The organism is Pseudoalteromonas issachenkonii (assembly GCF_002310795.1).
Lineage (GTDB): Bacteria > Pseudomonadota > Gammaproteobacteria > Enterobacterales > Alteromonadaceae > Pseudoalteromonas > Pseudoalteromonas tetraodonis.
Genome location: NZ_CP011030.1, coordinates 900208 through 913213, shown reverse-complemented (window position 1 = coordinate 913213; position 13006 = coordinate 900208). Strand labels below are relative to the sequence as shown.

The following is a 13006-nucleotide window of genomic DNA, read 5'->3' as shown; positions in this document are numbered from 1 at the left end:
TCCTTACTATAACAACTGCAGCTATACCATGGCTAATGCTATTTAACTGAAACTATTATTAATATAGCGAAACGTTAAACTTATTCGAGGGTGTTTAAGCGTTGTTTGTTTGGGCAATGCATGTTGGTAATTTTGTTGGCTTTGGCCGCTCATTATTAAACAGCTACCACTTTGTAATTTAATGTTAGTAATGCTGTTACTTACTTTGTGTTTAAGTTTAAATAATCGCTCTGCGCCAAGCGATACACAGGCTATGGTAGGCTCAGGCCCTAGCTGCGCCTCATCATCGCTATGCCAGCCCATACTATCGTGGCCATCTCGATAATAATTAACCAAAATTGAATTAAACGGTTGCTGTAGGTGATTTTCTAATCGTGTTCGCATAGCAAGTAATACGTCTGGCCAAGGCTCTAAATCGAGTTTATGCCCAGAATAGCCGTACTCAAGATTCTCTTCGCTGATAAAACATTGCAGCCTTGGTATTGGCCCCGTTTTGCCAAACACCGTGATATTTGGTTGTTGCCAATTTAAGTTTTGCTGCAAATAATAAAATAAATCGAGGCTTTTTTGCGCACTAAGCACCCTACTTTGATAAGAAAAGCCATTTGGTAACAGTTGGGGGTTGGCGTTTGGCGGTTGCATGTTAGAATTTACCTATCATTTGATTACCGATCATTAAACTATTATGACTACGCAAGCTACGCTCGGCGATAACACCTTTACTCTTGAACGCTTTCCTTTGGATCAAAAAAACCGCAGCTTACAAGCGTGGGATTCAGCAGACGAATACCTCATTGACTATGTTAATGAACACTACCCTGATTGTCGCTCTTTACTGATCTTAAACGACAGCTTTGGTGCACTTAGCTGTTACTTTAGCAAGCAACAATTAACAGTTTGTTCAGTAAACGACTCTTATATTAGCCATCAGGCGGCGGCTTATAACTTAGCGCAAAACAAAATCGCAACAACTGCGTTTAGCCAGCTTGATAGTTTATCGGCTTTGCCCGAACAAGTAGACCTAGTGTTGGTAAAAGTACCACGCACGTTGGCTTTTTTACAGTATCAGCTATCTGAATTAAGCGAAGTACTGGCGCCCGGTACACCGGTTATTGGTGCTGCAAAAACTAAAGACGTGCATAACTCTACGATTAAAGCATTTGAAGATTTTATTGGTGAGACGAAAACAAGCCTCGCAGTAAAAAAATCACGTTTAATTATTAGCCAGGCCGCTGGCGGTTATAAAGGTGCAGATTTCCCAGTGAGCTGGCCGCTCGAAGGCACTGATTTTACAATAAGTAATCATGCCAATGTGTTTTCACGTGATTCACTTGATATTGGCGCGCGTTTCTTTTTTAATTATTTGCCACAAACAAATAAAGCCAAAAATATTATTGATTTAGGCTGTGGCAATGGCGTAGTTGGTTTAATGACATTAGCGCGCTGTCCTAATGCCCATATTAGCTTTGTTGATGAGTCGTATATGGCGGTTGAATCAGCTCGACTCAACATTGAGCTCAACATGGAAGACAAGTTTGAACAATGTACCTTTATAGAGAATGATTGTTTAACTGACTTTGAACGTGAAAGCGCTGATATTGTATTGTGTAATCCGCCATTTCACCAAGCACAAGCGGTTACCGACCACATAGCATGGCAAATGTTCAAGCAAGCAAAAGACACATTAAAAGAAGGTGGCGAGCTGCGTATTATTGGTAACCGCCATCTAGATTACCACGACAAACTAAACCGTATGTTTGGTAACTGTACTTTATTAGGCTCTAATAAAAAGTTTGTGGTACTTAGCGCAACTAAAAATAGTGGGACGTTATAAATGAAACTCTTAAAAGCATTATTGAGCTGTTGTACATTAGTGGTTTTTTCGGGATGTGCCAATCAGCCTAATCAGCTTATTCTTAACCCTGTGTATAAAAGTGGTCAAATAAGCTCAATAAACAGCAGCTTAAACACCAGCGTGATTGATTTACGTGGTGACAGTGCAACCTTAAAGCTGATTGAATCGAGCAAAACCAAAACCATTGCCAGTACGGGTATTACTGAATCGGTTAAAAGTGCGCTAGACAGTGCGCTGAGTCGCAATGGCGCCAGCATTTCTAATTTAGCGCAATTGCGTTTTGAGTTAGATATTCACACGCTGCAAGCGGTAGTTACAGAAACGCTAATGAGCCATACCAGTGAAGCCAAGATTGAATTTGAAGTGCGGGTGATTCGCCCGACCAGTAATTTTAGTAAACGCTACAGCGGTAATGCTAATTTATCTGGCCCGCTTGGTCACGATAGGGCAAAAGTTGAAGGTCAGCTCAATAAGTTGACTGAGCAGTTAATTACCCGCATTGTATCTGACCCAGAATTAATTGCATTTTTAGGAGGTTAACAATGAAGCAACTTTTTTTAATCTGCGTAAGCTTATTATTTAGCGTTAGTAGCTTAGCGGCTCAAGAGGGTCGTTTTGTGCAAAAAGATAACATTTTTCCTCGGGTAGAAATTGTGACATCGTTGGGCAGCATTGTGGTTGAATTAGACCGCTCAAGAGCTCCTATTACGGTCAATAATTTTTTAACGTACGTGTCGGATAAAAGCTATCAAGGCAGTGTGTTTCATCGTGTAGAACGCGACGTAGAAAATGATCGTGACTTTGTAATTCAAGGCGGTGGTTATGATAAAGATTACGATGGTCTACATGAAAACGACCCTATTTTTAATGAAAGCGGTAACGGCTTAACAAACGATATGTATAGCATTGCGATGGCTTATCAAGACCGTGAACCACACTCAGGAACGCGTCAGTTCTTTTTTAATATGGATGATAACGATCATTTAAACCCTGGCCGTGATTGGGGATTTGCAGTGTTTGGCAGTGTGATGGAAGGCTATGAAACACTCGATAAAATCATGGCTGTAAAAACCGGATTTAATGACAAAATTGGCTACAACTTTGTACCCGAAAAACCGGTCGTTATATTAAATATTAAGGTGCTTGAGCAAGTTCCTTTATAACTTTTTTAATAAGAGCAGCCTTAACTGCTCTTTGTATAAGCCAATGAGCCCCTATGAATAGCACACTTTCTGTTAGCGAATACTTTTCTTATTTTAAAGATAAACGTTTGATTAATGTTTTTATATTTGGAATGAGCAGTGGCTTTCCGTGGGTATTAATTGGCTCAGTAATGTCGGCATGGCTTAAAGATGAAGGTTTGAGCCGCAGCATGATTGGCCTATTTGGCATTGTGTTTGGTGCCTACAGCATCAACTTTTTATGGTCACCTTTAATCGACCGCACTAAACTGCCCTTTTTATATAATTGGCTTGGTCAGCGCCGTAGTTGGATACTGTTTTGCCAAAGCTTTATTTTGCTTGGCACATTGCTACTTGCAGGACTTGATTTGAAAGCAAACCTAGCGGCTGCCGCCGCACTTTGCTTGTTAATCGCCATAGCCTCTGCCACGCAAGATATTGCAATAGATGCCTTTCGAATAGACACCCTTAGTGAAAATGAATCTCACAAAGCCACCGCGGCTGCTGCAATGGCCACCTCAGGTTGGTGGACTGGCTATGCTTTATTAGGAGCTGTGCCTTTTTACATGGCTGATATGCCAAATATTGACTGGCCACAGGTGTATTATTTTTTATCCGCGATTATGCTGTTATTAATTAGCTGTGTATTTTGGGCTAAAGAGCCACAATCAAATCGCGAAGCCGTACATGCCGAACTAGAACGTGTTTATCTTGAAAAACTCGCCGCAACTAAACAAACACCACTGACAAAAACGCTCGCATGGCTAGGCGTTACCGTGGTTGATCCGTTTAAAACCTTTTTTGCTAAAAATGGCGTTAAAACCGCGTTGGCGCTGCTGGCGTTTATTTTCTTATTTAAGATTGGTGAAGCATTTTTAGCGCGGATGTCGATTGTATTTTATAAAGAAGTTGGCTTTAGTAATACGCAAATAGCAAATTACTCAAAACTCGGCACGGGATTAATCACCATTGTATTTGCCTTTTTGGGCAGTATTTTTAACCATAAATATGGCATTGTGAAAGGCTTATTTATTAGTGGCGTAGCCATGGCAGCATCTAACTTAATGTTTTCTTGGATAGCCTTAGCTGGTCCACAAGAGCACTTATATGCAATGGCAATTGTAGTTGATGGCTTTACCCAAGCTTGGTCTTTAGTGGCAATGGTTGCCTTTATATCTATGTTGTGTGACAGAGCATTTAGCGCCACCCATTATGCGCTATTGGCATCATTGGGTAATTTAGGGCGTACGTTATTATCGAGTTACAGTGGCGTGGTTATTGATGATTGGCTAATGGGAAATTGGTCATTGTTCTTTGTATTAACTGCACTTATGGTTTTACCCTCATTAGTGTTTTTATTTCTAATTAGGCACAAACTATATTCACTAGAGCAAAATTATCATAAAAATACCTAATGCATCCCTGCACAAGTATTGGCTGTAGACGCTAATTTAACTTTACGATTACAGCCAAAAAGAAAGCGTTAGTCAGCTTTAATTAAGCTTAATGCTTCATACGGGTCGACTTCTAATGCATTACAGTAGCGAACAAACTCAATTACATCTAAACGACGTTCCTGATTTTCAATTTTGCCAATAAAAGAATGTGGCGTACCCAAGATTTGCGCTAAGCTGCGCATGGTGTAGCCTTTTTCATGGCGTTTAGTTTTAAGCCACTTTGTTAATTTTGCATTTTCTTCCGAAGATACGGTTTTACCCATCATATACAACTCCTACTCGTTGTTTAAATATACATATAGCTAAGCGCTTAAAATCGCCAACACTGTAAACCTACAACCACTCACTAAAGCGCAGTGTAAACGCTTACAATTCAACCAATAAAAACGCTCAAATATGTATTAACACTTTATTATTGTGAAAAATGAAACCTTGCCCGTTTCACTCTTGGATACATTATATACCATTCACCGTTGATCTGAATGATTAATTAGTAATTATGCGATTAAAGTTTAACAACAAATATTTACTAACTCTGAATAAGGTTAAATATTTTATAACTTTTTTGTTTCATTTAAATATAAGCCGTTTATTATTAACTTATTATTTGCTTAAAAAGGCTAAATCATGTTTAGACTACTTTTTTTACTGCCTATTATTTTATGCTTGGGCTGGTACTTTTTTTTGCGCCATTATGCAATTCCAATCAAACAGGGTAAAAAAGGCTTTATCTATATTTTAGCTTTCTCTGCATTCGTACTTGGTTTTTTTGTGTTAATAATGCAAATAACAGAATACAGACCAACTGAGTTATGATTTTAAACACATAAAAAAACCGCTAATTAAGCGGTTTTTTTTCAAATAACGGTATCTTTACACGCTAAAACTAGCGCCACAGCCACACGTTGTTGTGGCATTAGGGTTAGAGACAAAAAAGCGTGCCCCTTCTAACCCTTCGGTGTAGTCTACTTCACCGTCAACTAAATACTGGATACTCATTGGGTCAATGACTAAGGTAACCCCGTTTTTAACAATCTCTAAATCGCCAGGATTCGCTTTTTCATCAAAAGTAAAACCGTATTGAAAACCTGAACAACCACCGCCTGTGACATAAACACGCAGTTTTAGATCTGGGTTTTCTTCTTCGTCGATTAACTGTTTAACACGCACAGCGGCTGCGTCGCTAAACTTAATGGGTAATTCTTCAGACATTTTATAACCCTCAATACCTTTATACTAATGCACCAGATTATCTAATACCTGAGTGTTTTAATCAAGTATAGTAAGCTCGCGTTTATAAGCTTTAATTAAAACAATGCGCGTTTAATCTGTTCTGTGAATCAATATACTATAAATTTAATTTAAATTAATCGGTTGTTAAAAATCTCAAGGACTTCCCTAGACTATTTTGATAAACTTGACGCCTAAAAATGCTACGGGGAAATAAAGCATGTGGCTTGAGCGACTGAGACGTCGATTAGCAAAACCAAAAACATCCGTACAGTTATGCTTATTGGGCGTAAGTGCCGGATTAATTGCTGCATTTTTCATTATACTGTTTCGCCTAACCATTTTATTTTTTCAAAGCTTATTTTTAGAAACCCCTGACGACTTTACTACTCTCCCTACCCTAGAACGGGTATTAATGCCTTTAGTTGCTGCACTTCTGATAGCCACATTTGCGGCTTTTACCGGCTTTAAACATTACCGCTTGGGTATCCCTTTTGTAATACACAGAATAAAACGTCATTACGGGCAAATGCCACTTTATAATACGGTTAACCAGTTTGTAGGCGGCGCGCTGGCACTGATCAGCGGTTTTTCTGTTGGCCGCGAAGGCCCCTCAGTGCATATGGGAGCAGCGGGGGCAAGCATATTAGCAAATAAACTACACTTACCCCACAACGCTATGCGTACCCTCAGTGGTTGTGGTGTTGCCGCGGGCATTGCTGCATCGTTCAACACCCCCCTGGCTGCGGTTATTTTTGTAATGGAAGTGGTGCTCAGAGAATACAAAGTGCATATTTTTGTGCCGATTATGCTCGCAGCCGTTACCGGCGCATTAGCAACACAGTTTGTATTTGGTGAAGGCTCAGAACTTGCGCTAATAACCATTGCCCCCTTAAGTGGGTGGCATTACCCCTATTTAATTTTATGCGGTATGGGATTAGGCGCGGTGGCTTATGCTTTTAATCAGAATTTAATGTTAATTATTAAAACCTTTAAACCACTTAGTATGTTTCCACGTTTAATGATTGCAGGGTGTATTGCCAGCTTAATTGCCTATGCAGTTCCACAAGCAATGGGCTCGGGTATGAGCGCTATCACTATTGCGGTTGAGTCACCTGAAAATATTCAACTACTCACCACTATTTTAATTGCTAAGTTATTAGCCACCTTATTTGCTATTGGCTTAGGTATTCCTGGTGGGTTGATAGGTCCGGTTATTGGGCTGGGCGTTTTAACCGGTACTTTAATGGCATTTTTTGCTCAATTTATTAGCCCCGGCACCGATATAGCCGGCACTTACGGGGTGCTGGGCATGGCAGGATTATTAGCGGCCACACTACACTCCCCCTTAGCGGCACTGACCACCGTAATGGAGCTGACCTCGTCACCGGAAATTATTGTGCCAGCGATGATCGTCATTACTACCGCCTACGTTACAGCTTTACAGGTATTTGGTAACCGCTCCATATTTTTACAGCAATTAGACTTTCAAGGGCTTCCCTATCATGTCTCTCCTGCCACTGAAGCCTTACAAAAAGTAGGAGTGATGGATGACATGGATGAAGACTTTAAACTGCTCTACTCCGACGATAAAGAGCAAATAAAAAACAGTCTAGATGCCATGGACAGCCAAACACCATTAATTGTATTTGATGAAGAAAATGGTTATCGCCTAGCTGAATATGACTTAAGTTTAATGTCTGATCAGGCGGTCAATATAAAATACATTAGCTTACAAGGTATTAGCAGCCAAGCCACCCTTGCAGATGCATTTGAAATTTTGAATGATAAACGCAGTGGTGCACTTTATGTATATAACTTATTAGATAATCAACAAATTATGGGATTACTAAGGTGGGATCAAATCCACCATATTTTAACCATACGTAACAGTCTACTTTAACAATAATGAGAACAATATGAGCGCATTATTAATCTACAAAACCTTGCACGTATTTTTTATGATTGCTTGGTTTGCCGGTATTTTTTACCTACCTCGACTTTTTGTTTATCACGCTATGAGTGAAGAAAAATCGTGTAACTCAATGCTAAAAGTAATGGAACGTCGGCTACTTTATTTTGTTACACCCTTTGCGGTGCTTACCGCAGTATTTGGCGTATTGACTATTGTTGAATACGGCCGAGAATGGTTTCGTTACAGCATGTGGCTGCATTACAAACTCGTGCTGGTGATTATTTTATATATTTATCATGGCTACTGTTTCAAATTGTTAGCTGATTTTAAACACGATAGAAATACCAAAAGCGATCGGTTTTATCGCATTTTCAACGAGCTACCTGTTTTAGCGCTACTCGTTATTGTCGCTTTGGCGATTATTAAGCCAAGCTTTTAGCAAAGGCTTATAAATTACGCTGCCAAGTCGCATACTAAGTTTGTATAATACGCGCGATTGCGTGCTCCTTTGTGGATTATCGCGCCTTTTTGAATAACTAGGAATAACCCCATGTTCAGTTTCCAAGGTGAAAATATACTCTCTGTTAATCAACTCGACCGAGACTGTATTGAACGCATATTTGCTGTGGCAAAAAAAATGGAGCCATACGCTAAAAAACAAAAGCGGACCAACGTGCTTGAAGGCGCTATTTTAGCAAATCTATTTTTTGAACCCAGTACACGTACTCGTGTTAGTTTTGGCACTGCGTTTAATTTACTCGGTGGACTAGTTCGTGAAACCACCGGCATGCAAAGCTCTGCGCTTGCTAAGGGCGAATCACTTTATGATACCGCACGTGTTATTTCAGCGTATGCTGATGCGGTTGCTATGCGCCATCCTGACTCAGGCTCGGTAGCTGAATTTGCAACAGGTTGCAGCGTACCAGTAATAAATGGTGGTGATGGACCCAATGAGCACCCTACCCAAGCACTGCTTGATTTATTAACTATTGAGCGTGAACTTATCCGCTTCGATCAAAATATCGATGGTATGCATATTGCGCTAGTCGGCGATTTAAAATATGGCCGTACTGTTCACTCACTCTCTAAGTTACTGTGTCATTACAAAGACATTAAGTTTTCGATGGTTGCCCCTAATGGCTTGCAAATGCCTGACTCAATTTTATCTGCGGTTGAAAATGCCGGTCATAAAATTGAACTGGTAGATAAAATGGAAGGTAACTTAGCAGCCGATATCGTTTATCAAACACGAATCCAAGAAGAGCGTTTTCCATCACAAGAAGAAGCTAATAAGTATCGTGGTGGATTTAGAATTAGCCAGTCTATTTATAATACTCATTGCAAACCTAATTCAGTATTAATGCACCCGCTTCCTCGCGATAGTCGCCTAGAGGCAAACGAACTTGATAACGACTTAAATGCTAACGACAATCTAGCGATATTCCGCCAAGTACAAAATGGCGTCCTCATTCGTATGGCACTGTTTGCTTTAACCCTCGGCGTAGAAAACAAAGTCGAGCAGTATGAAGTAAGCGTTCCTTGGTTTAGCCGCAAACGCGACAGCTAAGCTTTTAATTTTAAAGTGATAAAACAATAGGATTTTTCATGACAATTAGCCAAGACTTATTTAAACGAGCTCAAGACTCTATTCCTGGTGGAGTAAATTCGCCAGTGCGTGCATTTAATGGTGTAGGTGGTACTCCGCTGTTTATTACTAAAGCACAGGGCGCGTTTACATTTGATGCTGATGGCAACCGTTACATCGATTATGTAGGCTCTTGGGGTCCAATGATTATGGGCCACAATCACCCTGAAATTAAACAAGCAGTGCATGACGCGGTAGAAAATGGTTTAAGCTACGGAGCGCCTACTGAAGCTGAAATTTTAATGGCTGAAAAAGTAAAAGAGCTAGTACCATCAATCGAAAAAGTACGCATGGTGAGCTCTGGTACTGAAGCAACAATGAGTGCAATTCGTTTAGCCCGTGGTTTTACTGGTCGTGACAAAATCTTAAAATTTGAAGGGTGTTACCATGGCCATGCAGACTCATTACTAGTAAAAGCCGGCTCTGGCGCATTAACTATGGGTGTACCTAACTCTCCAGGTATTCCTGAAGATTTAGCTAAGCACACACTCACCGTTTCGTTTAACAATATTGAAGAAGTGAAAGCGATTTTTGCCAAGTACGCCGATGAAATCGCGTGTATTATTGTTGAACCAGTTGCCGGTAACATGAACTGTATTCCACCAGTGCCCGGCTTTTTAGAAGGTCTGCGTGAAGTATGTGATCAGTATCAATCCGTGCTTATTTTTGATGAAGTAATGACAGGTTTTCGTGTCGCCCTTGGTGGCGCTCAAGCGTATTACAACATCAAACCAGACTTAACCTGTTTAGGTAAAGTAATTGGTGGTGGCATGCCAGTAGGCGCGTTTGGTGGTAAAACAGAAATCATGGATTACATAGCTCCTGTAGGCCCTGTTTATCAAGCGGGTACACTTTCAGGTAACCCTATTGCGATGGCAGCAGGCTTAAAATCACTTGAACTACTAAGCGCTCCTGGCGTGCATGATAAGTTAGAAGCCATTAGTAAAGCGATTTGTGAAGGCTTTGAAGCCGCAGCTAAAAAAGCAGGTATTGCCTTAACGACTAACTACGCTGGCGGTATGTATGGCTTTTTCTTCACCGATGCAGAAAAAGTAACTACTTACAAACAAGCCACTGAATGTGATTTAGAGCGCTTTAAAAAGTTCTTCCACTTAATGCTTGAAGAAGGGGTTTATTTAGCGCCTTCAGCGTTTGAAGCTGGTTTTGTGTGTGCTGCGCACACAGAGCAAGAAGTTCAAGCAACGATTAAAGCAGCAGAGCGCGCTTTTGCTAAGCTATAACGTTTAGTTTTTAAAAACGCTTACCCATAAAAAAAGCCCTTTCGGGCTTTTTTTGTTTTTACTATTTAACGAATACATTCTGGTCTTGGTTTAAACTCACTGGCTCTAAGTGGCAGTTGAATCACTTTGCCACAGCCCGGTGGTGCTTGCTTCCCAGTTTGCTCGTTTACAAATGCCCACCTAATTGAAGGCGGACGGGTATCGGCAATTGCTTGCGGGTTTAGCGGTTTTAAATAACGAATATAGGTTTCAAGCGCGCCAACACTGCCGGTTAAGCCGGTGCTTTTATTATCGTCACGGCCTATCCATGCAACCGTCACTGTATTTTGATCAAATCCAGCAAACCAGCTGTCGCGTAATTCATTACTGGTGCCTGTTTTACCTGCCAACTGGATTGACGGAAAATGTAAGTTTAAGCGCTTAGCGGTGCCATCTTTAGTTACTCGCTTCATAGCATATTTGGTCATGTACATGGCATCTTTATCAAAGTGTTGCTCGTTAATTACTTTGTGCTTATAAAGTACTTTACCAACAGAATCGGTTAACGCAGAAATAGACGTCAGTTCTCTGTATTCACCGTCTGCTGCAATCGTGGTATAAAGCTGTGCCACTTCAAAGCTCGACATTTCAATAGCCCCTAATAATAACGATGGGTATTCATTAATATAGCCTTTAGCTCCTAATCCCCTGAGCGTGTTAGCCACTTTATCCACGCCTACATCAAGCCCTAAGTTAACTGCCGGTATATTAATACTATGGCTAAATGCTTTATAAAGAGGCATGGCACCACGGTATTGATGATCAAAGTTTTCTGGCTGCCATACGTTACCCTCCTCGTTGGTGACTTGAACAGGCGAGTCATCAAGTAACGTCGCTAAGTTATAATGAGGAAGCTGCAGTGCACTTAAATACACTGCAGGTTTAACTAATGAGCCAATATTTCGTTTGGTATCGAGCACGCGGTTAAATCCTGAGTAGCGTACATCACGTCCAGCGACTAACGCTGATACACCGGCTTTTTCAACATTAACGGAGATCATCGCCGCTTCTAACTCTTTGGTATTTGGACGTCTTTCTAAATAAGGTAAACTGGCCTGAATCGACTCTTCCATCGCGGTTTGTTTTTGTAAATCAAAGTAGGTAAATACACGCACACCCGCATCCAATACGTCTTGATCGGGTAGTAGCTGTTTAAGCTCGCGATTAACCAACTCTAAGTAACCTGGATAAGACTTTTGCAAGCTGGCTTTCATTGGTGCAATATCAATTGCGCGCTTTAACGAGGCTCTATACTCTTTAGTAGAAATAAGTTTGTTATCGACCATTAAACGCAGCACTAGGTCACGACGCTCCATCGCACGTTCTTTGTAACGTCTAGGATTGTAATAAGATGGGCCTTTAACCATAGCCACCAGCAAGGCAATTTGGTCGTACTCGAGTTCATCAACAGGTTTGGCAAAGTAAAACTCGGCGGCCAGCCCCATTCCATGTACCCCTTGGTTGTATGACTGACCTAAGTACACTTCGTTTAAATAGGCTTCGAGAATCTGATCTTTTGAGTAACGGTAATCAAGAATAAGCGCAATAAAGGCTTCATTAATTTTACGCACTAACGAACGCTCACGGGTAAGGTAAATATTTTTAGCCAGCTGCTGGGTTAATGTGCTCCCCCCTTGCACGGTGCGCCCTGCGCGAATATTGGTATACAAAGCGCGTAAAATTGAAAATACCGATACACCGTGATGATCATAAAAATCGCGGTCTTCAACTACTAATAAGGTATTTTTAAGCATGTCAGGAAATTTATCTAATGGTACAAACTCTCTATCTTGTTTTGAGTCATTACCAATACGGGCTATTTGTACAGGCTCTAATCTGGCAGTGTTTAAGCGACGGCCAAACTTATCTTTAATACTGGCTACCTTCTCTCCAGAGAAACGCAACTCAATAACATGAGCGCTCTCTAAACCATCATAAAATTCAAAGTCACGACGAAAAATCTTAATACTATTGGCTGTTTTAATATACTGCCCAGTCCGGCTTAAGCGATTAACCGCCGTGTAGTTTAAGCGCTTAAGCTCCCATAATACTTCTTGCTCTGATAAAAACTGGCCTGGAAAAAACGTCATTGAGCGAGCATACACTTGTGCCGGAAGTTGCCATTTATTACCTTCAAACTGGCGAGTTATTTTTGCATCAAGGTAAATAAAATAAAGTGCAATGGCGATAAACGTCGCCAGACTCAGTTTCCAAAAAATAGAAAACAACGTTTTAAAAAGTGGCCGTTTTGCGGTGCTTGAAGTTTTTTTAGTCGCACTTTTTCGCGCCGATGATTTAGATGTCTTTGTAGCGCGCTTAGTCGAGGGTTTACTGGTCGATGTTTTCTTTTTTTCAGCCATTTAAGTGTAATATATTCCGAAGGTTAATTTAACGCGAGGAGCTTATCACATTACTCTAGCACCTGAAAAATTAACCTCCCCTG

At 40.7% G+C, this 13006-nt stretch carries 13 protein-coding genes; 9 read left to right on the top strand and 4 right to left on the bottom strand.

Features of this window, described 5'->3' with window-relative positions:
• Window positions 1-42: 42 nt before the first annotated feature.
• Window positions 43-642 carry an alpha-ketoglutarate-dependent dioxygenase AlkB family protein gene (locus tag PISS_RS04195; protein ID WP_013464344.1) on the bottom strand — a complete coding sequence of 200 codons (600 nt, stop codon included), beginning with the start codon at window positions 640-642 and terminating at the stop codon, window positions 43-45.
• Window positions 643-685: 43 nt separating this feature from the next.
• Between PISS_RS04195 and PISS_RS04190 the strand changes: the two genes are divergently transcribed.
• From PISS_RS04190 to PISS_RS04175, 4 genes are read left to right on the top strand one after another with little or no spacing between them, the layout of a single operon-like run.
• Window positions 686-1834, top strand: a complete 1149-nt coding sequence (locus PISS_RS04190) for a methyltransferase (RefSeq protein WP_013464343.1) — start codon at window positions 686-688, stop codon at window positions 1832-1834.
• A complete protein-coding gene (locus PISS_RS04185; protein WP_058154299.1) occupies window positions 1835-2395 on the top strand; it encodes a YajG family lipoprotein in 561 nt (186 codons plus the stop codon).
• Window positions 2396-2397: 2 nt separating this feature from the next.
• Complete coding sequence (locus PISS_RS04180; RefSeq protein ID WP_013464341.1) at window positions 2398-3018, top strand: peptidylprolyl isomerase; 621 nt, start codon at window positions 2398-2400, stop codon at window positions 3016-3018.
• A 53-nt stretch (window positions 3019-3071) separates the two neighbouring features.
• Window positions 3072-4451, top strand: a complete 1380-nt coding sequence (locus PISS_RS04175; protein ID WP_058154298.1) for an AmpG family muropeptide MFS transporter — start codon at window positions 3072-3074, stop codon at window positions 4449-4451.
• 68 nt (window positions 4452-4519) lie between these two features.
• Here PISS_RS04175 and PISS_RS04170 read toward each other — a convergent pair whose 3' ends face one another.
• Window positions 4520-4759, bottom strand: a complete 240-nt coding sequence (locus PISS_RS04170) for a helix-turn-helix domain-containing protein (RefSeq protein ID WP_008111877.1) — start codon at window positions 4757-4759, stop codon at window positions 4520-4522.
• A gap of 361 nt (window positions 4760-5120) precedes the next feature.
• Here PISS_RS04170 and PISS_RS04165 point away from each other — a divergent pair, with 361 nt between their 5' ends.
• Window positions 5121-5309, top strand: a complete 189-nt coding sequence (locus PISS_RS04165) for a hypothetical protein (RefSeq protein WP_013464338.1) — start codon at window positions 5121-5123, stop codon at window positions 5307-5309.
• Between the two features lie 57 nt (window positions 5310-5366).
• Here PISS_RS04165 and erpA read toward each other — a convergent pair whose 3' ends face one another.
• On the bottom strand, window positions 5367-5705 hold the full coding sequence (gene erpA, locus PISS_RS04160) for an iron-sulfur cluster insertion protein ErpA (RefSeq protein WP_002958911.1): 339 nt from the start codon (window positions 5703-5705) through the stop codon (window positions 5367-5369).
• Window positions 5706-5943: 238 nt separating this feature from the next.
• On the opposite strand from erpA, the gene PISS_RS04155 reads away from it, so the two are divergent.
• From PISS_RS04155 to hemL, 4 genes are all read left to right on the top strand, one after another.
• Window positions 5944-7626, top strand: coding sequence for a chloride channel protein (locus PISS_RS04155; RefSeq protein ID WP_013464337.1), 1683 nt, complete (start codon window positions 5944-5946; stop codon window positions 7624-7626).
• 16 nt (window positions 7627-7642) lie between these two features.
• Entirely contained in the window at window positions 7643-8077 is a 435-nt protein-coding gene (locus PISS_RS04150; protein ID WP_010391077.1) for a CopD family protein, read from the top strand.
• Window positions 8078-8188: 111 nt separating this feature from the next.
• Window positions 8189-9205 carry an aspartate carbamoyltransferase gene (locus PISS_RS04145; protein WP_058154297.1) on the top strand — a complete coding sequence of 339 codons (1017 nt, stop codon included), beginning with the start codon at window positions 8189-8191 and terminating at the stop codon, window positions 9203-9205.
• A gap of 38 nt (window positions 9206-9243) precedes the next feature.
• A complete protein-coding gene (hemL, locus tag PISS_RS04140) occupies window positions 9244-10524 on the top strand; it encodes a glutamate-1-semialdehyde 2,1-aminomutase (RefSeq protein WP_058154296.1) in 1281 nt (426 codons plus the stop codon).
• 65 nt (window positions 10525-10589) lie between these two features.
• On the opposite strand, the gene mrcB is transcribed toward hemL, so the two are convergent.
• Window positions 10590-12923 carry a penicillin-binding protein 1B gene (gene mrcB / locus PISS_RS04135; RefSeq protein WP_058154295.1) on the bottom strand — a complete coding sequence of 778 codons (2334 nt, stop codon included), beginning with the start codon at window positions 12921-12923 and terminating at the stop codon, window positions 10590-10592.
• Window positions 12924-13006: the final 83 nt, after the last annotated feature.

What these genes read in the sequence shown, in the direction of transcription:
- PISS_RS04195 (WP_013464344.1), bottom strand. Translation starts at nt 642, where the DNA reads ATGCAACCGCCAAACGCCAACCCCCAACTGTTACCAAATGGCTTTTCT.
- PISS_RS04190 (WP_013464343.1), top strand. Translation starts at nt 686, where the DNA reads ATGACTACGCAAGCTACGCTCGGCGATAACACCTTTACTCTTGAACGC.
- PISS_RS04185 (WP_058154299.1), top strand. Translation starts at nt 1,835, where the DNA reads ATGAAACTCTTAAAAGCATTATTGAGCTGTTGTACATTAGTGGTTTTT.
- PISS_RS04180 (WP_013464341.1), top strand. Translation starts at nt 2,398, where the DNA reads ATGAAGCAACTTTTTTTAATCTGCGTAAGCTTATTATTTAGCGTTAGT.
- PISS_RS04175 (WP_058154298.1), top strand. Translation starts at nt 3,072, where the DNA reads ATGAATAGCACACTTTCTGTTAGCGAATACTTTTCTTATTTTAAAGAT.
- PISS_RS04170 (WP_008111877.1), bottom strand. Translation starts at nt 4,759, where the DNA reads ATGATGGGTAAAACCGTATCTTCGGAAGAAAATGCAAAATTAACAAAG.
- PISS_RS04165 (WP_013464338.1), top strand. Translation starts at nt 5,121, where the DNA reads ATGTTTAGACTACTTTTTTTACTGCCTATTATTTTATGCTTGGGCTGG.
- erpA (WP_002958911.1), bottom strand. Translation starts at nt 5,705, where the DNA reads ATGTCTGAAGAATTACCCATTAAGTTTAGCGACGCAGCCGCTGTGCGT.
- PISS_RS04155 (WP_013464337.1), top strand. Translation starts at nt 5,944, where the DNA reads ATGTGGCTTGAGCGACTGAGACGTCGATTAGCAAAACCAAAAACATCC.
- PISS_RS04150 (WP_010391077.1), top strand. Translation starts at nt 7,643, where the DNA reads ATGAGCGCATTATTAATCTACAAAACCTTGCACGTATTTTTTATGATT.
- PISS_RS04145 (WP_058154297.1), top strand. Translation starts at nt 8,189, where the DNA reads ATGTTCAGTTTCCAAGGTGAAAATATACTCTCTGTTAATCAACTCGAC.
- hemL (WP_058154296.1), top strand. Translation starts at nt 9,244, where the DNA reads ATGACAATTAGCCAAGACTTATTTAAACGAGCTCAAGACTCTATTCCT.
- mrcB (WP_058154295.1), bottom strand. Translation starts at nt 12,923, where the DNA reads ATGGCTGAAAAAAAGAAAACATCGACCAGTAAACCCTCGACTAAGCGC.